The 22785-nt window shown below is 33.8% G+C and carries 25 protein-coding genes; 11 read left to right on the top strand and 14 right to left on the bottom strand.

Translation table 11 applies throughout. The annotated features are described in order from the left end of the window. The first annotated feature begins 232 nt into the window (after positions 1-232). Positions 233-1303, top strand: a complete 1071-nt coding sequence (locus FF52_RS18970; protein ID WP_008468084.1) for a serine hydrolase domain-containing protein — start codon at positions 233-235, stop codon at positions 1301-1303. A gap of 241 nt (positions 1304-1544) precedes the next feature. On the opposite strand, the gene ftsY is transcribed toward FF52_RS18970, so the two are convergent. The 11 genes from ftsY to FF52_RS18920 all read right to left on the bottom strand — a co-directional run bounded on the left by ftsY (position 1545) and on the right by FF52_RS18920 (position 10724). Further along, positions 1545-2498, bottom strand: coding sequence for a signal recognition particle-docking protein FtsY (ftsY, locus tag FF52_RS18965; protein WP_008468083.1), 954 nt, complete (start codon positions 2496-2498; stop codon positions 1545-1547). Positions 2499-2684: 186 nt separating this feature from the next. After that, entirely contained in the window at positions 2685-2837 is a 153-nt protein-coding gene (locus tag FF52_RS23455; protein WP_008468081.1) for a DUF4295 domain-containing protein, read from the bottom strand. 73 nt (positions 2838-2910) lie between these two features. After that, positions 2911-3093 carry a 50S ribosomal protein L33 gene (rpmG, locus tag FF52_RS18960; protein WP_008253902.1) on the bottom strand — a complete coding sequence of 61 codons (183 nt, stop codon included), beginning with the start codon at positions 3091-3093 and terminating at the stop codon, positions 2911-2913. 27 nt (positions 3094-3120) lie between these two features. Beyond that, positions 3121-3357, bottom strand: a complete 237-nt coding sequence (gene rpmB, locus FF52_RS18955) for a 50S ribosomal protein L28 (RefSeq protein WP_008468080.1) — start codon at positions 3355-3357, stop codon at positions 3121-3123. A 71-nt stretch (positions 3358-3428) separates the two neighbouring features. Then, on the bottom strand, positions 3429-4682 hold the full coding sequence (locus FF52_RS18950; protein WP_008468079.1) for a CinA family nicotinamide mononucleotide deamidase-related protein: 1254 nt from the start codon (positions 4680-4682) through the stop codon (positions 3429-3431). 183 nt (positions 4683-4865) lie between these two features. Then, positions 4866-5210: an Hpt domain-containing protein gene (locus tag FF52_RS18945; RefSeq protein ID WP_008468078.1), complete on the bottom strand. Its 345-nt coding sequence runs from the start codon at positions 5208-5210 to the stop codon at positions 4866-4868. Beyond that, positions 5210-5821 carry a fumarylacetoacetate hydrolase family protein gene (locus FF52_RS18940; RefSeq protein ID WP_008468077.1) on the bottom strand — a complete coding sequence of 204 codons (612 nt, stop codon included), beginning with the start codon at positions 5819-5821 and terminating at the stop codon, positions 5210-5212. The genes FF52_RS18945 and FF52_RS18940 overlap by 1 nt, the downstream gene beginning before the upstream one ends. 93 nt (positions 5822-5914) lie before the next feature. Then, positions 5915-6685: a 3'-5' exonuclease gene (locus FF52_RS18935; RefSeq protein WP_008468076.1), complete on the bottom strand. Its 771-nt coding sequence runs from the start codon at positions 6683-6685 to the stop codon at positions 5915-5917. Positions 6686-6904: 219 nt separating this feature from the next. Next, positions 6905-8263 carry a dihydrolipoamide acetyltransferase family protein gene (locus tag FF52_RS18930; protein WP_008468075.1) on the bottom strand — a complete coding sequence of 453 codons (1359 nt, stop codon included), beginning with the start codon at positions 8261-8263 and terminating at the stop codon, positions 6905-6907. An 84-nt stretch (positions 8264-8347) separates the two neighbouring features. Further along, positions 8348-9511 (bottom strand): glycosyltransferase family 2 protein, encoded by a 1164-nt coding sequence (locus FF52_RS18925; protein ID WP_008468074.1) that lies wholly within the window; start codon positions 9509-9511, stop codon positions 8348-8350. Positions 9512-9542: 31 nt separating this feature from the next. Beyond that, positions 9543-10724 (bottom strand): hypothetical protein, encoded by a 1182-nt coding sequence (locus tag FF52_RS18920; RefSeq protein WP_237718565.1) that lies wholly within the window; start codon positions 10722-10724, stop codon positions 9543-9545. Between the two features lie 127 nt (positions 10725-10851). Here FF52_RS18920 and FF52_RS18915 point away from each other — a divergent pair, with 127 nt between their 5' ends. Next, positions 10852-11430, top strand: coding sequence for a hypothetical protein (locus FF52_RS18915; RefSeq protein ID WP_008468071.1), 579 nt, complete (start codon positions 10852-10854; stop codon positions 11428-11430). Between the two features lie 188 nt (positions 11431-11618). Here the strand turns inward: FF52_RS18915 and FF52_RS18910 are convergent, their stop codons facing one another. Continuing rightward, positions 11619-12809 carry a DUF5009 domain-containing protein gene (locus tag FF52_RS18910; protein ID WP_008468070.1) on the bottom strand — a complete coding sequence of 397 codons (1191 nt, stop codon included), beginning with the start codon at positions 12807-12809 and terminating at the stop codon, positions 11619-11621. A gap of 111 nt (positions 12810-12920) precedes the next feature. Here FF52_RS18910 and FF52_RS18905 point away from each other — a divergent pair, with 111 nt between their 5' ends. Next, entirely contained in the window at positions 12921-13658 is a 738-nt protein-coding gene (locus FF52_RS18905; RefSeq protein WP_008468069.1) for a tyrosine-protein phosphatase, read from the top strand. Positions 13659-13662: 4 nt separating this feature from the next. Here FF52_RS18905 and FF52_RS18900 read toward each other — a convergent pair whose 3' ends face one another. Then, entirely contained in the window at positions 13663-15081 is a 1419-nt protein-coding gene (locus FF52_RS18900; RefSeq protein WP_008468068.1) for an undecaprenyl-phosphate glucose phosphotransferase, read from the bottom strand. A 150-nt stretch (positions 15082-15231) separates the two neighbouring features. On the opposite strand from FF52_RS18900, the gene FF52_RS18895 reads away from it, so the two are divergent. From FF52_RS18895 to FF52_RS18875, 5 genes are all read left to right on the top strand, one after another. Next, positions 15232-16197 (top strand): hypothetical protein, encoded by a 966-nt coding sequence (locus FF52_RS18895; protein ID WP_008468067.1) that lies wholly within the window; start codon positions 15232-15234, stop codon positions 16195-16197. Between the two features lie 90 nt (positions 16198-16287). Then, a complete protein-coding gene (locus FF52_RS18890) occupies positions 16288-18153 on the top strand; it encodes an ABC-F family ATP-binding cassette domain-containing protein (RefSeq protein ID WP_008468066.1) in 1866 nt (621 codons plus the stop codon). 81 nt (positions 18154-18234) lie between these two features. Beyond that, complete coding sequence (locus FF52_RS18885; RefSeq protein ID WP_008468065.1) at positions 18235-18606, top strand: four helix bundle protein; 372 nt, start codon at positions 18235-18237, stop codon at positions 18604-18606. An 88-nt stretch (positions 18607-18694) separates the two neighbouring features. Beyond that, entirely contained in the window at positions 18695-19168 is a 474-nt protein-coding gene (locus FF52_RS18880; protein WP_008468064.1) for an FKBP-type peptidyl-prolyl cis-trans isomerase, read from the top strand. 21 nt (positions 19169-19189) lie between these two features. After that, positions 19190-19969 carry an O-methyltransferase gene (locus FF52_RS18875; protein ID WP_008468063.1) on the top strand — a complete coding sequence of 260 codons (780 nt, stop codon included), beginning with the start codon at positions 19190-19192 and terminating at the stop codon, positions 19967-19969. A gap of 55 nt (positions 19970-20024) precedes the next feature. On the opposite strand, the gene FF52_RS18870 is transcribed toward FF52_RS18875, so the two are convergent. Continuing rightward, positions 20025-20684 carry a DUF6565 domain-containing protein gene (locus tag FF52_RS18870; protein WP_008468062.1) on the bottom strand — a complete coding sequence of 220 codons (660 nt, stop codon included), beginning with the start codon at positions 20682-20684 and terminating at the stop codon, positions 20025-20027. A gap of 291 nt (positions 20685-20975) precedes the next feature. Here FF52_RS18870 and FF52_RS18865 point away from each other — a divergent pair, with 291 nt between their 5' ends. From FF52_RS18865 to FF52_RS18855, 3 genes are all read left to right on the top strand, one after another. Further along, positions 20976-21662: an ABC transporter ATP-binding protein gene (locus FF52_RS18865; protein ID WP_008468061.1), complete on the top strand. Its 687-nt coding sequence runs from the start codon at positions 20976-20978 to the stop codon at positions 21660-21662. Between the two features lie 115 nt (positions 21663-21777). Further along, complete coding sequence (locus FF52_RS18860; RefSeq protein ID WP_008468059.1) at positions 21778-22347, top strand: cob(I)yrinic acid a,c-diamide adenosyltransferase; 570 nt, start codon at positions 21778-21780, stop codon at positions 22345-22347. A 205-nt stretch (positions 22348-22552) separates the two neighbouring features. Next, the gene (locus FF52_RS18855) at positions 22553-22774 is read left to right on the top strand and encodes a DUF2795 domain-containing protein (RefSeq protein WP_007138072.1); all 222 of its coding nucleotides are present in this window, start codon (positions 22553-22555) and stop codon (positions 22772-22774) included. Positions 22775-22785 lie beyond the last annotated feature (11 nt).

Genomic DNA, 22785 nt, shown 5'->3' with positions numbered 1-22785 from the left:
AATGAAGTCGAAGATTTAGGAGCTAATCCTGCTGTCCGCTGTATCTTTTGTTTTTTAAAGAAAAAAACAAAAGGATGCCGCTCCCATCAGGGCTAGGCCCCCCGTTTTCAAAAGAAATTTTTCTTGGACTACAAAGATAGTCTTATAATCATCAAAAGAAATAAAAAATCAAAAAACACATTAAACTATTTTGCATATTTTTGGTCAAACCCCAAACCAAAAACAAAAAAACATGAACAGAATAATTTACACCATCCTGGCATTCTTGTCGTTAACTGCATGCAGTAAAGATTCAGCCGAACCAGATCCCGTTCCAACTCCTGAAGAAAAAATGTATTTTCCTCCCTTAACAGGAACAACTTGGGAAACAAAATCTATTGCTGATCTAAAATGGAATCAAAATGCTGTACAACCTCTTTTGGATTACTTAGAACTTAAAAATTCTAAATCATTTATGATTTTAGTAAATGGCCGAATTGTTTTAGAAAACTATTTCAATAACCATACAGCCACATCAAATTGGTATTGGGCAAGTGCAGGAAAGACATTAACCTCAACCATGACAGGAATTGCTCAGCAAGAAGGGCTTTTAAACATTAACAATAAAGTATCTGATTATATTGGAACTGGCTGGACAAGCGAAACTCTGGCAAAAGAAAACTTGATAACTTGTAAACATCTTTTAACCATGACTTCTGGTCTTGACGATACCTCAGACGAAGTCGATCCAGAAGATTTAATTTATAAAGCCGACGCTGGAACCAGATGGGCATATCATAATGTATATGTAAAACTTCAGGACGTTGTAGCAAAAGCAAGTGGGCAAACTTGGGAGAATTATTTCAACACCAAATTAAGAGATAAAATTGGCATGAACGGCACTTGGGTTCAACTTGGCGTAAATAGCGTTTATACAAGCACAACAAGAAGCATGGCACGTTTTGGATTGTTAATGCTGAATAAAGGAAAATGGGAAAACAATGTAATTCTAAATGAAGCTTTCTTTAATGAAGCAACCACAACTTCTCAAAACATCAATTTAGGTTATGGGTATTTATGGTGGCTAAACGGAAAATCAAGTTATCATTTGCCTCAATCGCAGTTAACTTTTCAAGGAAGTGTAATCCCAACTGGACCAAGCGATATGTTTATGGCTTTAGGCAAAAATGACCAAAAGATTTATGTAATTCCAAGCAAGAAAATGGTTGTAATCAGAATGGGAGATGCCGCCGATAATGTAAATCTCGCGCTTTCTGATTTTGACAAAACGTTGTGGGAGAAAATTAATGCACTATATCAATAAAAAAATAGCTTTTAAATAAAAGTCATTAGAACACTTTTATTTAAAAGCTCAAATATTTTTAGATAAAAAACTATCGATTAGTTTTTATTCTTTTAAGCACTCCCAAAAAGAATAAAACAATTCCTAAAACCAGTAGAATATAGTATACTGAAAGATTTTTATCCTTTAAAACGTTTGCCAGAACGAAAGATATTACACTAGCAAAATAGAACGTTAAAGCCGATATATTTTTCATTATAAATTATTTAAAAAAACTGTCAACGAATTCATATTTATTGAAGACTTGTAAATCTTCAATTCCTTCGCCAACACCAATATATTTAACAGGAATTTGAAATTGATCTGAAATTCCAATCACAACTCCACCTTTTGCAGTTCCGTCCAATTTAGTAACAGCTAATGAAGTAACCTCAGTAGCAGCTGTAAATTGTTTCGCTTGTTCAAAAGCGTTTTGACCAGTTGAACCATCTAAAACTAAAAGCACATCGTGAGGAGCGTCAGCAACAACTTTCTGCATTACACGTTTTACTTTTGTAAGCTCATTCATCAAGTTGATTTTATTATGAAGACGGCCAGCAGTATCAATAATAACAACATCTGCATTTTGAGCAACTGCAGATTGCAAAGTATCAAAAGCTACAGAAGCAGGATCGCTCCCCATCTGCTGTCTTACAATAGGCACATTTACACGATCAGCCCAAACCTGCAACTGATCGATCGCCGCTGCACGGAAAGTATCTGCCGCACCTAAAACCACTTTATGGCCCGCTTTTTTAAATTGGTAAGCCAATTTACCAATCGTAGTTGTTTTTCCGACTCCATTTACTCCCACAACCATTAAAACGTAGGGCTTTTTATCTTTCGGAACTTCAAATTCTGTTGCTTCACCTGTATTAGTCTCAGATAACAAAGCGCCAATTTCATCACGAAGAATCTGATTTAATTCGTCTGTTCCTAGATATTTATCTTCTGCAACACGTTTTTCAATTCTTTGAATGATTTTCAATGTCGTGTTTACTCCAACATCAGAACCTACAAGAACTTCTTCAAGATCATCTAAAACATCATCGTCAACTTTAGATTTTCCTGCAACGGCTTTGCTTAACTTTGAGAAAAAAGTAGTTTTTGTTTTTTCAAGACCTTTGTCTAAAGTTTCTTTTTTTTCGCTAGAGAATAATTTTTTAAAAAAACTCATTTTTTGTAGTTTATTAGATTATTAGATTTCTCGATTTCTAGACAAGAAATCCAAATCTTTAAAGAAAGCGCAATTGTTTCTCAAAAAAAGGCCAATTGTTACGATTCTTTAAATTTTTAGACAAATATAGGTAATAAAAAAGCTACTTCCGAATGAAAGTAGCTTTTCTATATAATGTAATTGTAATTATTTCTTTTTCAAGAATTCATCAACTTCTTCAGGAGCCATAATAGATTCTACGAATGTATATGCACCAGTTTTAGGAGATTTTACCATTTTGATGGCTTTTGATAATCTCTTAGAAGATGTTTGTAACGATGCTACGGTTTTCTTTGCCATGATTCAAATGTTTTGGAATTCAATAAATCTTCAAATGAAAAACCATTTGAGATTTTATCAAAATCTCTAATTATTACTTAATTTCTTTGTGAACAGTTACTCTTTTTAAGATTGGATTAAATTTTTTAATCTCTAATCTATCTGGAGTATTTTTTTTGTTCTTAGTTGTAATATATCTAGAAGTTCCTGGAACACCAGAAGTTTTGTGCTCAGTACATTCTAAAATTACTTGGATTCTATTACCTTTCTTTGCCATCTTGCTATATATTTATTTAGGAAAAGATTATTTGATAAATCCTTCTGACTGCGCTTTTTTCAAAACTGCAGTGATTCCATTTTTATTAATTGTTTTTATCGTAGATGCTGCTACTCTAAGAGTAATCCATCTATCTTCTTCTGGAAGATAAAAACGCTTTTTAACTAAGTTTACAGAAAACTTTCTCTTAGTTTTGTTCATAGCGTGAGAAACGTTATTTCCTACCATCGCTCTTTTACCTGTAAGGTCACAAACTCTTGACATTATACTTATCTTTTATCGTTATTCAAAATCAGGGTGCAAAGAAAAGAAAAATAAACCATTGTAGCAAAAAATTATTGCACAATTTTTAAAATTTCTTTCTGCAGTATTTCCAAACTCTTAACAGATGCCCTATCTATCACTTTTTCACGAGGTTGTCCGAAGTTAAATTCCTCTACAATTACCCCGTCTGGCGTTGCTAAAGCGATAAAAACAGTGCCAATTTCGGCATCAGAATCACCTTTTGAAGGCCCTGCATTGCCCGTCGTTGCCAGCGCATAGTCGGTTTTCATCAATGCTTTAACATTCAAAACCATAGCAGATGCAACCTCAGCACTAACCACTGAAAATTGGTTTATTAAATCTTGCGAAATTCCTAAAACATTTACTTTAGCTTCTGTTGCATAAGACACAACGCTTCCTTTAAAATAGCTTGAGGAACCCGGAACAGATGATAGCAGAGAAGCAATTCTTCCTCCAGTGCAACTTTCTGCCGTTGAGATGGTTTTATTTTGCTTAGAAAGCAATTTGCCAATTACAGTTTCAATTGTTTCATTTTCTTCATAACCTACAATTATATCATGAATTATAGCATCCAATGATTGCACATTACGTTCTATAGCCTCTTCTAATTCTTCCTTATTGGTTCCGCGGGCCGTCAAACGGAGACGAACTCGTCCTGGATTTGGCAGATAAGCCAATTTTATAAATTCTGGAAGATTATTTTCCCATTGCTCAATACGTTCTGCCACTAAACTTTCGCCTTGACCATACGTCAAAATGGTTTTGTGAATAATATAAGGACGTTTGTATTCACGAACGATTTTTGGGATTATTTCCTCTTCAACCAAATATTTCATTTCGTAAGGAACTCCTGGAAGCGAAATAAAAACCGTATTTTCTTTTTTCATCCACATTCCTGGCGCCGTCCCTACTTTATTATGCAATACTGTACAAGTTGACGGAACTAGAGCCTGATCTTTATTCAATTGAGAAATTGGCCTTTTGTAGAAACCTTCTATCAATTCTGTAACGTGAGCCAAAACTTTTTGATCTACAACCAACTCATCATTAAAATACTCGCAGAATGTTTTCTTGGTAACGTCGTCTTTCGTTGGTCCCAATCCGCCTGTCACAATAACAACATCTACTTTGTTCTGCAATTGCGCAAAAGTGTCTAAAATATGTTTTTTATCATCGCTTATCGACAGCATTTCTGCCACCTCAACTCCAATTCTATCGAGTGATTTAGCAATAAAAGCCGAATTTGTATCTACGATTTGGCCAATTAAGATTTCATCTCCAATAGTAATAATTGCTGCTTTCATATCAGTGAAATATTTTTGATTCTTACATTAAGCAAGACTATAATTTATAAGTAGAAAATTTAAATTTTGTCTTGGAGGAAAGTATTAACAGCTTTTACAAATTATAAGCCGCTTACAAAATTTAAAAAATGATTTTGACTTATTCCTAAATTTAAAGAAATCAGGAATAAGCCAAATTTTATATTAAAGATCAAAATCTTTTTTAATTTCTTTAATCGCTTCTTTTACCTGTACTTTAATACTTTTAAAAGTTTCGATAATATCTTTTTTCTTGCCTTCGGCTTTTGTCCATGCCTCTACCTGCAAGATTTCTTCAAAAGCTACATTTAATCCCATTAAATCTAATGTTGGCTTTATTTTGTGCGCATACGAATAAGCATATTTATGATCCTTCTTTTTAATTCCCTCTTTTATTTGTTTTAAATCTTCCGGAACTTCTGTAACAAATAAAGTTAAAATTTGATTTACAAATTCAGGATCGTTATCTGAAAGCGCATATACTTTCGAAAGGTTATACTTTAAAGCCATTATTTTACTTGTATTCTGAATAATTTTTTATCTTCTAAAAAGCCTTCTAAAACATCATTTGGTTTTACAGCCGCAACGCCTGCTGGAGTTCCCGTAAAAATAATATCTCCAATTTTTAAAGTAAAAAACTGAGATACATGAGAGATTAATTCATCAATCTTCCAAAGCATCATACTTGAGTTTCCTTTTTGAACTGTTTCTGAATTGCTTCTTAATTCAAAATTAAGATTTTCCATAGAAACAAAGTCAGTTTTTGGCAAAAAATCTCCAATAACTGCAGAGCCGTCAAATGCCTTGGCTTTTTCCCACGGAAGTCCCTTTTCTTTTAATTTACTTTGTAAATCTCGAGCCGTAAAATCGATCCCGACACTTATTTCATCATAATATTTATGAGCAAATTTTGGCTCAATATATTTTCCGACTTTATTAATCTTCACGATTATTTCCACTTCATGATGAACATCTTCAGAAAATTCGGGAATAACAAATGGATGCTGTTTCAACAAAACTGCAGAATCTGGTTTCATAAAAACAACAGGCTCGCTCGGACGTTCGTTTTTTAACTCTTCAATATGATTGGCATAATTCCTGCCGACACAAACTATTTTCATCTTTTTAGTTTTCAGTCACAGTTTTCAGTCGCAGTTACCTAAATACAGAAATAGTCTCAGTCAAAACTGAAAACTGAGACTGCGACTGATAACTTATTTTGTATTTAATTTTCTTAATTTAATTGCTGTCAAAACTTTTTTGGTGTACAGCGGAAAATCAGCATTTTGAATCCAGCTGAAATATCCCGGCTCTGCTTCTAAAACTTTCTCCACCTTTGCTCCTTTATGTTTTCCAAAAGTAAAAATTTCTTCGTCATCTTTATCAAAAGCAATCATTCCTGCAAAATCGGCAATTTTCTTGCGCGTTGTAAATTCAGATAGCGATTTGATATCATTTTCCAATTCTGGATAACGATCTAACTGTGCTTTTAAAATTTCATAAGTTGCCATTGTATCAGCCTCTGCAGAGTGAGCATTATCCAAACTTTTTCCGCAATAAAACTTAAATGCAGCACTTAATGTACGCTCTTCCATTTTGTGAAAAATAGTCTGAACATCTACAGAAACTTTGTTTTTCATATCAAAATCGACTCCTGCTCTAAGCAATTCTTCAGCTAAAAGCGGAATATCAAAACGATCTGAGTTGAATCCGCCCAAATCACTATCTTTAATCATATTGTGAATGTGCGGAGCAAGTTCCGCAAAAGTTGGTTCGTTAGCTACTTTCTCATCAGTGATGCCGTGAACTGCAGTGGTTTGTGGAGGAATTGGAATTGTTGGATTAACCAGCCAGGTTTTACTTTCTTTGTTTCCGTTAGGAAAAACTTTGAATATTGAAATTTCTACGATTCTATCTTTACCGATATCAATTCCCGTTGTTTCGAGATCAAAAAAGCAAATTGGTTTGTTTAGTTTTAATTCCATTTCTAATTTTTATAAGTTTACAAATGTAATTTTTAAAGCGGAATATCTTCCTTTATTCTGGAGTTTTTTTGTCTAAAAAAGCTTTCAATTCGCGATTTTAACTTTTTCAAAATAAGCCTGGAGCGAGGCTAGGCATCTCGATTTAATTTTTTTCTTACAAAAGAAAAAATCCGACAAGTTTTTAAGCCTATCGGATTTGATTTTATCTTTTAAATGATTTTAGAAATCTCTATCTACATCAAAAGCTTCTAAGTATTCTGCTACTCTTTTCACAAAACTTCCCCCCAAAGCTCCATCAACAACTCTATGATCGTAAGAGTGTGACAAGAACATTTTCTGACGGATTCCGATAAAATCTCCTTCTGGAGTTTCGATAACCGCAGGAACTTTACGAATTGCTCCAAGCGCTAGAATACCTACTTGTGGCTGATTGATAATTGGCGTTCCGAAAACACTTCCAAAAGTACCCACATTTGTCACTGTATAAGTTCCGCCTTGCGTATCGTCTGGTTTTAGTTTTCCAGCTTTTGCACGGTTTCCTAAATCGTTAACCGCTTTTGCCATTCCAACCAAATTCAACTGATCTGCATTTTTAATTACAGGAACAATTAAATTTCCGTTTGGCAATGCTGCCGCCATTCCTAAATTGATATTTTTCTTTTTAATGATATAATCTCCGTCAACCGAAATATTCATTCCAGGGAAATCTTTTAAAGCTTTCGCAACAGCTTCCATCATAATTGGAGTAAAAGTCAATTTCTCGCCTTCTCTTTTCTCAAAAGCAGCTTTTACTTTATCTCTCCATTTCACAATGTTCGTTACGTCAACTTCAATAAAAGATTGTACGTGAGCCGAAGTCTGAACCGAAGCCACCATATAACCTGAAATAAGTTTACGCATTCTGTCCATTTCCACAATTTCGTCTGCACCATTTACAGAAACCGGAACTGCTTGCTGGCTTTTTTGAACAACAGGCTCAACCGCTTTCGGAGCTTCAGTTTTTGGAATTTCAGCAACTACTTTTGGAGCTGCTTCAACTGTTTGAGGCGCTTGAACAGAACCCGATTTACGAGCCTCTACATATTTTAGAATATCTTCTTTCGTTACTCGTCCGTCTTTTCCAGAACCAGCAATATTTTCAAGTTCACTTAAAGAAAGACCTTCTTCTTTCGCAATATTTTTTACCAAAGGAGAAAAGAATTTATCTGATCCTGAAAAATCATGAGAAGTTACTGTTTCTTTAACCGATTCGATTGTTTTTTCGATTTCCACAGCTTCTGCAGGAGCAGCAGTCTCTTGAACTGCGTTTACAGCTTCTGGAGTCGCTGTTTCTCCGCCCTCAGTTTCAATAATAGCAATAGTCTGCCCTACTTGCACTAAATCATCTTTACCAAACAATTGCTCAACTAAAATTCCTGATACTTCGCTAGGCACTTCGCTGTCAACTTTATCTGTTGCAATTTCGAGTACGGCTTCATCAGCCTCAATTTTGTCTCCAACTTCTTTCAACCAGTTTGTAATGGTTGCTTCAGCGATACTTTCTCCCATTTTAGGAAGCTTTAATTCAAATCTTGCCATATTGTTAATCTAAAAGATGTTTTTGATTTTCAGATTGCGAAATTAATGAAAATTTTAAACATAAATTACACTTAATATAATTTTTTACTCAATTTTCACGATTTGCCCTCTGTCATTCTTAGAATTACTTCCAATAATAAAACCCGTCTTTTTGGGAAAAATTTTAAAAGTAACCTGCTTATCTTTAAGAGTTTCTATGATTTCGATACATTTTTTGAATGAAATATAGTGATTATCCAAAATGATCTCTGCCTTTTTACCCTTTAAAATTAGGCACGAATTTACCATTTTTTCTCCTTTGAAATCTAAAAAAGCAACTTTATTTTCCAAAATCGAAGCTAGTTTTTTAGCGAAATTCTCATTTTCGGAGTATAAAAAATAACTTTCTGGCAATGGGTTTTCTTTTGGTTTTCCTTGAAACATTTTAGCAATTGAAAACAAAAAAGCACCAACTTGAATAAAAACACTAAAAAGCCAAGACTTCTTAAAATGCTTCTGATAAAAGAAATTCATGGCTTCCTGAAAGCGCTTCATGTATTTTTCGTCTTTTACGGTGCTTTCTCCTTTAAAATGCAAAACGGTGGTTTCATTGAAATAATAATTTGTTTTTTGCTTTTGCAAAGCGCGATACGACAAGTCAATATCATCGGCATACATAAAACAATCTTCATCAAAACCATTCAAGTCTCCATACAATTTTCTTTCTAATAACATAAAAGCGCCAACGAGAATATCGACTTTTCCTGTTTCATTTTCATTGAGATGTTGCGCGTAATATTGATTAAAAAATCTGTTTTGGGGAAAGACTTTATACAATCCTAAGATTTTTGTGAAGGCAACCCAAGGCGTTGGAATTCCTCTTTTGCTTTCTGGCAGAAATGCTCCAGTTCCATCAATCAGTTTACAGCCGATAATTCCGAGATTATTTTGCCTTTCGGCGAAAGCCAGAATCTTTGTAAAAGTATCTTCTGCAACAACGGTGTCGGGATTTAAAATACAAACGTACTTTCCTTTCGCTTGACGAACACCAATATTATTGCCTTTTGGGAAACCAAAATTTTCTTTGTTTTCAATAAGCTTTACGTCTGGGAATTTTTGTTTCATCATCAAAACACTTCCGTCTGATGAATTATTATCTACCACGATAATTTCTGCATCGATTGTTGCAATTGCTTCCTGAACACTTAAAAGGCATAGTTCGAGAAAGTAACGCACATTGTAATTTAAAATAACAACCGATAATTGCATGAATAATTGAATCTGTAGATTTTGGCCGAAGTTAGAAATTTTCTGATAATCCTAAGCGCAGCGACCAATCGTTTTTACTGATTCCGTAATCCAAAGCCAAATTACTGCCGTTGCGTTTATTCCATTTAATGCGAATTCCAGTTCCAACCGCGGGATTCCATTTTTTAAATTCATACGTATCAAGTTTAGAAACCGAAGAAATATTCGTAAAAAAAACAGCGCCAAAAAATCCGTTTCGGCTTATATCGGTTCTGTATTCCGTTTCAAAATATATTAAAGCATTGCTTCGATATCTGTTTTTGGTAAATCCGCGGCCTGTTTTTCCTTCACGGTCCCAACCAATGCTGGGCAAATCCAGATAATGGGGTTTTCCTCCAAAAGTGGACCAAAAAAATGCTCTAGAAGCCCAAATCCGATGTTTGGTTTTGCTAAAAGAATGGTATTTTCGGGCATCAAAATAGATAGACTGCCACTTGTCGCCTTCTACTCCACTGGTATTGAGCCGTAAATCGGCTTCAACATATAAACCCTGTTCTGGATTAATAATATTTTCTCTTGAGTCGTACAAACCTTGAATCGCAAATCCGAAAGAAGTCTCATCAGAATAATCGCCATTCATATATTTATAATAATCGGTTTCTCCATCGATATAAGATTCTTCAGAAATATTTTTATAATTGTCAAAAAGAAAACCCACTCCCAAACGATAATTTCCGACAATCTGCCTTGTTATAAATTGATAAAAACGCCACTGTTTGTAATCGAGAGTTGACATTTCTTTATCAGAATTGTCCGCGCCCAATCCGTAAGTATCCTGCGGATAAATCATATACCGATAATCTCCAATTAGATTCCATTTATTATCACTTGTGTAAATATAAGATTGGATTGGAAATACAAATTGATTGCTGAAACTGAAATAAGGCGAAAAAGTGATCTGAGACATTTTAGTTTTTTCTGCATCTCCCAAATAAAAAGTCGTCAGAAAAGAAACAACCAAGCCATTACTGGAATTAGCGCCGACAGGGACGGGCAACAAAGAAAAAGTTAGTTTTCGCTTTCTATCTGGCCGAATCGTATCCTGCTTATCAAAAATTTTATGAATAACGTCAAGAATATCTCGAGTTCCCACGTCTGTACTATCATTTTGAGCGTGACAAAACAATCCTATTAATAGTAAAACCAAGACATATTTAACTTGTAAACTATTCACACACAATACCTTAAAAAAACCATTTCTTACAAATTTAAAATTTTATTAAGAATAAAATCAAAAATTTTATCTGAATTAAAAAGATTTTTGAATGAAGCAAAAAAGTTATATTTGAAATGATAAACTTATGATTTTGAAAAACTTGCAAACGCTACGAATTTTTATTTTTTTACCATTAATGCTGCTTTTTGGTTTTTCTGCAAAATATCAGAAGAATGGACCAAACCTTGTAAAATCGAATAAATGGTTTATTGCTGGGCCTGCAATAGAAAGCGAAGAGGAAATAAACAAAATTAGACTAGAAAAAGGAATTGTTGCTGTTACGGCAAAAGACAATCCGAAAGGAGAAATAGAATTGAATGTCATGATTACACCTTCTGAAACCAATGACGGAGTTCCAACCGATCTTTCTGATGATTCTAAAACAGTAGAAATTATTTATCAATCAACCCAAATTATAAAACTACAGGCAAGAGAGGGAAATGACGAAGGAACGGGTTGTGTACATGGAGGTTCACACCCAAGAGTAACTATTTCCGCTTCGCCAAAACATTTTTCCACCATAAAAATTCCTTGGTCAGATTTTAGACAAGACGAACTTCCTAACGGAAAACTTTTGAATATCCATAATATACGCAAATTCAATTTTGTCAATTATAATCCTGTTTCTGGTTCGGTTTTAAAGATTAAATCGGTTATATTTTAGTTCTTTTTGTTTCAGGTTTCAGGTTTTCAAGTTTTCAAGTTTTCAAGTTTTCACCGCAAAGCACGCAAGGTTTTGCTAAATATCCTACTCATTATAAACGCAAGGTTCGCAAAGCTTTTTGTAAAAAACTTTGCGAACCTTGCGTATAGCTTTGCGCTCTTTGCGGTTAAGTTCATCAACTTGAAACCTTAAAGATGCAACTGAATTTTATATCTGTTTAAAATTTTCATTACAAAAAGCATAATTATTGAAAACACCAAAGACCATAAAATTCCTGGAATTCCTTCTCTAAAATATCCTGGTATAATATGAAGGTTGAAAGCTTTACAGAAATAATAAATAACGCCTGGTAAAATATAAATCAACAATGGGTTTGCCGCTGCAGGCATAAAGAATTCGCTCCATTTGGTTTGTTTTTTAACTTCCATCAGCCAATACAGAAAATAGAACAAAGCGGCGCAAATTGCTGCAGAGAACATTGTCCAAGATGGCGTTCCTTTTATTTTTGAAATTCCGAAATATGGGCGAAGCAGAACTGCTGTTACCGTAAACAAAACAATAAAGCCAATTACCGGCCAGTTGATTTTGGAACTGATTTTTCGATCAAAAAACAATAAAGAAATTATAATTCCTGCCGAAGTCAGCGAAACATGCGTTAGATGTCCCGCTATAAAACCCAACCAAGAAGTGTTTTGAACAAAAGAGTTTTCGATTAAATTGAGAGAATTCATTACAACAGCAAAAACTAAAAAAGCAATCATTGCCCACAGATTTCCTGAAACCAGCCAATAATAAATGACAGTAAAAAGATACGCCCAACCTATCAAACCGAGAATTCCCCACCATTTTGGCGTCATTCCGCGATCTCCTGTATCTTGCACATATATAAAGTAGAGTGCTATGAGAACCAAAATTCCTCCGTATTGCAATACGTTTTTTAGCCAAAGAGGAAAATCTTTTGGATATTTATTCCAAATCGGGATCGGCATACTATAAGCCAAAAGTCCCCATAATGCAGGCGTAATTATCATTTTAGCGGCAACATATCCATATTCCGCATTGACCATAAAAACACCAATTATAATAAGTGCAATGGCTCTTTTTAAAGTATGTGTCCAGATTGTTTTTGGACTGTCTCCTTTTATAAGTCGGGCATTAAAAGCAAACGGAATAGACATTCCGACGATAAATAAAAAAGCAGGAAAAACTAAATCAACAAAAGTCATTGCATCAGCATCTGCGGGCATGTGCTTCATCCATTGAGGCACATTTTGAATACTCGCCAATTCGTTTACAAAAATCATTACAAAAATGGTAATTCCACGCAAAGAATCAATAGAAACAATACGCTGATTAAACAAATTCTCTTTTATTTTCATAATTTTTTACTTTTTTACTAAAAATCAAATATAACATAATTCTAAAATGTCTTGTTACAAATTCTCGACTAATTTTGCGCGTTATAAAACTGATTTATACATTTTTGTTACATGCTTTCATTCCTCAAATCGAAACCCGCATTAAAAGAACTGCTTGATGGCAGTTTTGTAGATATCCATTCTCATATCTTGCCTGGAATTGATGACGGAGCAAAAAACATGACAAAATCAATTGAATTGGTTTCGGCTTTACAAAAACTTGGAGTTTCTCAAATGGTAACAACGCCGCATATCAATCATTATGTTTGGAATAATTCTCCTGAAATTATTCAGTCTAAACTCAAAGAAACCCAAAAAACATTAGAAGAAAACAAAATTAAAATGCCCGTTCAGGCTGCAGCCGAATATTTTATTGACAGCTGGTTTGAAAATCATTTTAAAGAAGAAAAACTTCTGACTTTAAAAGACAATTATGTTTTGGTGGAAATGTCATATTTAAATGCTCCGCTAAATATTTACAAAACCATTTTTGAGATACAAGTTGCGGGTTACATTCCCGTTTTGGCACATCCTGAACGATATGTTTTTTACCACAACAGGTTTTCGGAATATGAAAAATTGAAAAATGCGGGCTGTGTTTTTCAGCTGAATCTTCTTTCTACAGTAGAATATTATGGATCGCAGATTGCTAAAACTGCCGACGATCTTTTAGCAAAAGGAATGTATAATTTTTGCGGAACCGATGTTCATCATAAAAAGCATATTGCAGCTTTTGACGATAAAATAAAAATTAAAAATATTGAGCCTTTAAAAGAAGTTATTAAGAATAATCAATTTTTTAAGTTCTAAAAACCTAATAGGCGTTTTCTTCTCCTTTAAAAATATTGATAATAGTCTTTACAATAATTTTAATGTCAAGCAGAAAACTCCAGTTTTCGATATACCAAATATCATATTCCACTCTGTTCTCCATATCGCTTAAGACTTTTGTTTCTCCTCTAAAGCCATTTACCTGCGCCCAGCCCGTAATTCCAGGTTTGGCATATTGACGCACCAAATAATTATTAATAAGATCACTGTACTCTTTAGCGAGATTAACCATATGTGGTCTTGGACCTACGACAGACATATCGCCAAGAAAGACATTAAAAAATTGTGGCAGTTCGTCTATACTCGTTTTTCGGATAAAAGCACCAAATTTGGTAATTCGGCTGTCTCCTTTTTCAGCTTGTTTTTTATGAGCCATACCATTTACATACATACTTCTAAATTTTATGCACATAAACGACCTGTTGTCTCTTCCTGATCTTTCCTGCTTAAAAAAGACAGGGCCAGGCGACTCCAGTTTTATAATGAGCATAATAATCGGGAACAGCCACGGAAATACGAGTAAAATGACTAGACTCGAAAAACAAACATCAAAAGCTTTTTTTAAAAGTCTGTTTGAAGCAAATTCTAAAGGCTCAGGACGAAACATTAAAACTGGCGTATTTTCATAAAAAGCAACTTCTACTTTGCTTGCTTTTGTATAAAGCTGAAAATCGGGAATGAATTTGATACGAATCATATTTTGCTCGCAAATTCTGGTCAATTCATTAATGATTTCGATATTGTCAATATGCAGCGCCACATACATTTCGTCAATTTTTTTATCGATAACAAACTTTTCAACGTCATCGAATCTCCCAAAAATCAAATTGGAATCAACTACCTGATTATTATTTGTTTCATCAAAAAAACCCAAAAAACGATATCCGAAAGTTAAATCCTTTGCAAGCACTTTACGAATTTTTTCTCCAGATTCATTTGCTCCAACAATTATAAAAGTTTTAAAATTATATCCTTGTGCTCGAACGTACTTTAAAAGCTTCATTGAACAATATCGCGAAATCATGAGCAGTCCAAAAAATATCAGATAAAAATAAACCAATCGAAGTCTTGAAATATCAACGTATTTTAAATAAACGACAAATATCGACACTAAAGCCGCATGAATAGAGATCTTTTTGATTGTTCTCCATAAGATCGATTCGATTGGTTCTACCCTCACGCTTCGATTGGAATCTTTTTGGAGCAGTAAAGCAACCCATATTAAAACAGCCAAAAGCGAAATGGTTCTTTCGTCTTTAGATAAAAGTTTGTCTAAATTGCCAAATCTAGCCAATGCAGAAAGAATAGTCGCAAGATTTAATAATACAATATCAACTACTACAAACAAAAGTTTATAATAACGTGAAATTCGGTAATGTGATAATTTTTGTAAAATTTTCATTGCGGGGCTTCGTTTTATCCAAAAGAATAAAAAAGACTTTTGCACTTAAAGTGAATGCAAAATAACACTTAAATTATATTTTTTGAATACTTATTTCATTCTATTATTTAAAACTTTACTTTTATCTTATGCAGACTTAACATTGCACTCATGCTAAAAATTCTATTTTTCTTCCTGACCATCACCGCTTCGGTTTATTCTCAAATTCCTGGCTGTACAGATCCACAGGCAGAAAATTACAATGCTGCATCTGGACTAAACAACGGAAGCTGCAGCTATAAAAATCTGAAAATAAAGCCCGAATATTCTTTTCAGTTAAGCGATTCGTTAAAAGAAACTTCTGGGTTAATTGCCTTCGAAAATCTGCTTTGGACACATAATGATGATCACGACAAAACAATTTACGGATTAGATTCTTTAGGAAATATTAAAAAGAAAATCGTTTTGGAACAGGCAGAAAATCACGATTGGGAAGAAATCTCGCAGGACAGTACGCACATTTATATAGGAGATTTTGGAAATAATTATGCCGGAAATCGATCGGATTTGAAAATTCTTAAAATCGAAAAAAAATCTTTTATGGAAGGCAATCCTAATATTGAAACTATTTCTTTTGCCTATTCTGATCAAACCGATTTTTCTCCTTCAAAACCTAACAAAACCGATTTTGACTGCGAAGCTTTTATTGTTTCTAAAGACAGTATTTATCTGTTTACCAAACAATGGAAATCGTCTAAAACCAATATTTATGTTTTGTCGAAACAAGAAGGAACACAAACTGCAAGATTTAAGGCAACATTCGACACCAAAGGATTGGTTACTGGCGCCACTTATTTGGAAGATAAAAAACTTATTACTTTGTGCGGCTATACCAAAGTTGGAAAACCGTTTTTATATCTGCTTTACGATTTTAAAAATCAGGATTTTTTGTCTGGAAACAAAAGACGCATCGATTTAAAACTTCCTTTTCATCAAGTAGAAGGAATTGCAACAAAAGACGGATTGCATTATTTTATTACGAATGAATCTCTGGTTCGCAAACCTGTCTTAAACAATCCGCAGCAAATTCATTATTTAGATTTAAGTTCTGCATTGGGTTCGTATCTCCATAAATAATTCGCAAATGCAAGATAATAGTTTACTTTTGCAGAAAGTTGTGATTTAGAAACATTCATAACTCATAATTTATAACTTATAATTACAAAAGTGAATTACTTATCTGTAGAAAATATTTCAAAGTCATTTGGAGAAAGAGTCCTTTTTGACAACATTTCTTTTGGAATCAACAAAGACCAAAAAATCGCTTTTATTGCAAAAAATGGTTCTGGAAAAACCACTATGATGAACATCATTAACGGAGTTGAAGAACCAGATACAGGACAAGTTGTTTTAAGAAAAGGAATCAGAATGGCCTTTCTTTCGCAAGACAATAATCTTCAGGATGAACTTACGATTGAAGAAAGTATTTTCGCCTCAGACAATGAAACTTTGAAAGTTATCGAGGCTTATGAAAAAGCTTTAGAAAATCCTTCAGACGAAGAAGCTTACCAAAAAGCTTTTGACGCGATGGATCAGCACAATGCATGGGATTTTGAAACACAATACAAACAGATTTTATTTAAATTAAAACTGGAAGATTTTAAACTTAAAGTAAAAAATCTTTCTGGAGGACAAAAAAAACGTCTTTCATTGGCTATAATTCTAATCAATCGCCCAGATTTATTGATTCTAGATGAGCCAACCAACCACTTAGATCTTGAAATGATCGAATGGCTTGAAAGTTATTTTGCCAAAGAAAATATTACGCTATTTATGGTAACGCACGACCGTTTCTTTTTGGAACGTGTTTGTAATGAAATTATCGAATTAGACAACGGAAAGTTATATCAATACAGAGGAAATTACTCTTACTATCTTCAGAAAAAAGAAGAGAGAATCACTTCTGAAAATGCCAGTATTGACAAAGCGAAAAACCTTTTTGTAAAAGAATTAGAATGGATGCGCCGCCAGCCGAAAGCGAGAACTACCAAATCTAAATCGCGTCAGGATGACTTTTACATTATTAAAGAAAAAGCACAAAGTCGACGAAAAGAAAACAAAGTTGAGCTTGAAATTAATATGGAAAGAATGGGAAGCAAAATTATCGAGCTTCATAAACTTTCTAAAAAATTCAAAGACAGAGTTATTCTGGACAATTTTAGTTTTGATTTTCAGCGTGGCGAAAGAATCGGAATTATCGGTAAAAACGGAACTGGGAAATCTACTTTCTTAAATCTGCTCACAGGAACAATTCCGCCAGACAGCGGGCGCGTTGTAAAAGGTGACACGATAAAAGTGGGTTATTATACGCAATCTGGAATTAATCCAAAACCAGGTCAGCGCGTTATCGACGTTATTAAAGAATACGGAGAATATATTCCGCTGGCAAAAGGAAAGATTATTTCGGCTTCCCAGCTTTTAGAGCGTTTTCTTTTTGATGCGAAAAAACAATACGATTATGTCGAAAAATTGAGCGGTGGCGAATTAAAACGTTTGTATTTGTGTACCGTTTTGATTCAGAATCCAAACTTTTTGATTCTAGATGAGCCAACAAACGATTTGGATATTGTAACGCTTAATGTTTTGGAAAGCTTCCTTTTAGATTATCCTGGATGTTTATTAGTGGTTTCTCACGACCGTTACTTTATGGACAAAATTGTAGATCATTTATTTGTTTTTAGAGGAAATGGAATTATCGAAAATTTCCCAGGAAATTATTCTGATTTCCGTGCTTATGAAGACAGCGCCGATGTATCTGTTGCAAAAGAAGAGACAAAAACAGAGAAAAAAGACTGGAAACAAAACAATACATCTGGAAATCTGACTTTTAACGAACAAAAAGAATATCAGAAAATCGAACGAGAGATTAAAGACTTAGAAATCGAAAAAGCCAAAATAGAACAGTTATTCTCTGACGGAAAAGTTGCTGATGCTGATATCGAGAAAAAAGCCAATGAACTTCAAAATATAATCAATAAAATAGATGCGAAAGAAGAACGCTGGTTTGAACTTTCTGCTAAACTTGAAGGGTAGGTTTAGTTTCCAGTCGCAGTCGCAGTTTTCAGTTTTTATTCTTTTTAGAAAGAAAATTCTTAATTTAGCTAAAAATAGATTATGGATTTTAAAGAATTATTAGCCTATAAAAAGTCGTTTGAACTTGCTATGGAAATTTTTGAATTATCAAAAACGTTTCCTAAAGAAGAAAGATTTTCACTAACCGATCAAGTACGCCGATCTTCAAGAAGTGTTGCTGCTAATATTGCTGAATCATATAGAAAAAGGAGATATACAAATCATTTTATAAGCAAATTAACTGATAGCGATGCTGAAAACTCAGAAACAAACACATTGCTACAGTTTTCGTTAGAATGCCAATATATTTCAAAAGAAACATTTGATAGACTAAATATTAAAAATCTCGAAGTTGGAAGATTGATAAATTATATGATCAACAACCCTAGTAAATTTGGATGCAGTCAGAACTAATGATTGCTACAAAACTGAAAACTGCGACCGCGACTGAGACTAAAAACTATTTTACTATATTCGACACATTAAAAAATAAAATATCAAAATGAAAAAATTATTAGTCGCCCTATTTACTTTAACATTATTCATTTCTTGTGCAAACTCTGAGAAAGATACACCTGCAACTCCTCCAAAAGATTATACTCAAGAAAACGACAAAGAAATCAAAGATTATTTAACCAAAAATAATTTAACTGCAACCAAAAGTGAGTCTGGTTTATATTATATCATTAACGAACCTGGCACGGGCGCGCAGCCAACTGCTTCTTCAAAAGTAACTGTGGCATACAAAGGCTATTTCACCAATGGAAATATTTTTGACCAAAGTAATTCGAGCGGCATTACATTTCCACTTTCTGAAGTAATTAAAGGCTGGACAGAAGGAATTCCGTATTTTAAAGAAGGCGGAAGCGGAGTTCTGCTTATCCCTTCTCATTTAGCATATGGGAGTTATCCACGTCCTGGAATACCAGCCGGATCAGTTCTTATTTTTGATGTGAAATTGATTAAAGTAAATTAATATTTCATTTTAGACCTCTAAATGTTGTTTCAAATACAATCTTATTTAAAATTTCTTTGGTATTCTAAAAACGAACACGCGGTTCATTCGCCATTTGTTTTTAGTCTGCTGACAAAATGTTTTTATGACAAGAAATCTAAGCCAGAATATGCCACTCTTAAAAAGTATAGAAAAACACTTTTAGAGAATAAAAACTTTATTGAAGTGACCGATTTTGGAGCGGGTTCGAGAGTTTTCAAATCCAATAGAAGACAGATTTCTAAAATTGTGCAAACAGCTGGAATTTCACCAAAACGTGCCGAATTATTGTTTCGAGTTACCAATTACTTTAAACCAGAAAAAATCCTAGAAATAGGAACATCTTTAGGCTTAGCAACTGCGGCTTTGGCTTTAGGAAATCCAAAAGCGAAAGTGGTTACGATTGAAGGCTGTCCAAACACCGCAAATGTTGCTCAGAATCAATTAACTGAATTTGATTACCATAATGTTGAAAATGTAATTTCTGAGTTTGAATCTTTTTTGATTTCTGAGAACATTCAAGCAACAAATTACGATCTGATATATTTCGACGGAAATCATTCTAAAAAAGCAACTTTAGAATATTTTGAACTTTTATTGCCAACAATCAACAATGATTCTGTTTGGATTTTCGATGATATCCATTGGTCAGAAGACATGGAAGAAGCTTGGAAAATGATTAAAACCCATCCTCAGGTAAAAGTCACAATTGACACTTTTCAATGGGGATTTGTATTCTTTAGACGAGAGCAGCCCAAAGAGCATTTTATAATACGAGCATAAAAAAGACGATCATTTCTGATCGTCTTTTTCATTTTCTAATTCAAAATTTACAAATCTATTTTTTTGTTTCTTTGTTTTCTTCAGATTTAGCTCCCATTCTGTTTACAGTATACATTGGTGCAAACTTAATTTTCAAACCAGCAATTTTTCTGTTATCCTCGGCTGATAAACCTTCTTTCTCAACTGTATTTTTACGGCTATCAAGCGCTTCATACATTAATTTGATTTCATCCCAGTCTTCTCTAGAATATTTATCTTTATTATTTTCTACAGTATGAACAAACTGCTGATAAACACTATGAATATTTTGGGCATTAACCCAACTAAAATTCATATCGTCACCAATTTTTCCTGCGCCAAACAAAGCATCTCTTAACTGCTGTTTCGGACTAGGAGCTGGAGGGGCAAATTGGGCGGTCAATTCTTTTTTAAACTCTTCGTATTTAATTTTACTTGCATTTACTTTTTCAGTCGCAGCAGCATTGTCTTTAATATCTGCTAAAGCGGCTTGAGCCTCTTGAGATCTTCTATCGTATTCAGCTTCTACGCTTTTCCAATTGTCTTTCAAATCAGCGGCAGCAACATTTTTAACAGAGTCAACATACACTACATAACTTTCTACTGTTTTCTGAGCTCTTTCTTGTTTTTCATCTTTACATGATATTAATGCTAATACTAATACTGCAATTCCTGTAGTTATTTTTATGTTTTTCATAATCTTAGTTATTAATTAATTGATATATTCAAATTTACTTAATACCAATTCCAATAAATTACATTATTATCACATTTTTAAAATAAAAAACATTTTAAAACTATAAAATATCACAAATAATGAGAATTACGCAAAATTAATTCTGAATTATATAACCGTTTTTGTTTAAAAAAATCTATTTATTAATTATCCCGGTTTTATTGTACGCCAAAACGATTTGTAACAAAAACCAATTATCAACTACTTATTCAAAAGTGTTTTGTACTTTTAAATCCAAAATTGTAAACTAAAATGGCTGAACCATTAATTAAAATAACCGACATCAAACGAAATTTTACTTTAGGAAATGAGATAGTTTATGTTTTAAAGGGAATAGATCTAGAAATACAAAAAGGCGAATATGTTGCTTTAATGGGACCTTCTGGATCAGGAAAATCTACATTAATGAATTTATTGGGCTGTTTAGATACGCCAACTTCGGGTCGTTATATTTTAAATGGAAAAGATGTCAGCAAAATGAAAGATGATGAATTGGCGGAAATTAGAAACAAAGAAATTGGTTTCGTTTTTCAGACCTTCAATCTTTTACCAAGAACAACTGCCTTAGATAATGTTGCCTTGCCAATGATTTATGCCGGTTACGGAAAATCTGAAAGAATGGCCCGCGCAACCGAGGTTTTAAAACAGGTTAATCTTGCCGACAGAATGGATCACCAGCCCAATCAGCTTTCTGGAGGACAGCGCCAGCGTGTTGCTGTTGCCCGCGCTTTGGTCAATAAGCCTTCTATAATTCTGGCCGATGAACCAACCGGAAACTTAGACAGTAAAACTTCTGTTGAAATTATGAAGCTTTTTGGAGATATTCATGCACAAGGAAATACTGTAATCCTAGTAACTCACGAAGAAGATATTGCTGCGTATGCTCACAGAATTATCCGTTTACGAGATGGTTTAATTGAAAGCGACACGAAAAAATAATTTTAGATTTCTGATTTTAGATTTTAGATTTTAGATTACTTGCTAAATCTTAAATTTTAAACAACAACATTTCAATCAAAAATCTAAAATCAAAAATCAACAATCTACAATCACCATGAAAGTATATACCAAAACAGGCGATAAAGGCACAACGGCTCTTTTTGGAGGAACTCGCGTACCAAAAGATCACATCAGAATTGACAGTTATGGAACTGTTGATGAGCTGAATTCTTATATTGGATTAATTCGCGATCAGGAAATGGATTCGCATTACAAAACCATTTTAATCGAAATCCAAGATCGCCTTTTTACGGTTGGTGCCATTTTGGCAACTCCACAAGAGAAAGAAGTTTTAAAAAACGGAAAACTTCGCCTGGAAAATCTCGGAATAATTGAATCAGATATTGAATTACTCGAAAACGAAATAGATAAAATGGACGAGAGTCTTGCGCCAATGACTCATTTTGTTTTGCCTGGAGGGCACCCTACCGTGTCACATTGTCATATAGCACGCTGTATTTGCCGTCGTGCAGAACGTTTAGCAGTGCATTTAAGTCATAATGAACACGTTCCGGAAATAGCAATACAGTACCTAAACCGACTTTCTGACTACCTTTTTGTCTTGGCACGAAAGTTGTCCTCAGACTTAAAAGCGGAGGAAGTGAAATGGATTCCAAGAAAGTAAACAGTCGCAGTTTTCAATTTTCAGACTGCAAAACTGAATACAGAAAAACACAGTAGTTAGTAGCAAATTTCAGTTTTAAAACTGAGAACTGGCACTGAAAACTGAGTACTAGCAAAGACGTTCTTAAATTTTATTAAAATAAATCAAAATTTACTTGTCTTTTTCAGTAAAAAATTTATTTTTGCACAAACTAAACAGATAACAGATGTATTGGACATTAGAATTAGCATCTTATTTAAGTGATGCGCCATGGCCTGCTAACAAAGATGAACTTATTGACTACGCCATTAGAGCTGGTGCTCCATTAGAGGTAGTAGAAAACCTTCAGTCAATCGAAGATGAAGGTGAGATATATGAATCAATGGAAGAAATTTGGCCTGATTATCCAACAGACGAAGATTATCTTTGGAATGAGGATGAATATTAAAAAATAAACCA

It is taken from the genome of Flavobacterium sp. F52 (assembly GCF_000278705.1).
GTDB classification, from domain to species: Bacteria; Bacteroidota; Bacteroidia; order Flavobacteriales; family Flavobacteriaceae; genus Flavobacterium; species Flavobacterium anhuiense.
The sequence above is the reverse complement of the archived record's forward strand: the minus strand, read 5'-3'. Positions and strand labels throughout refer to the sequence as shown.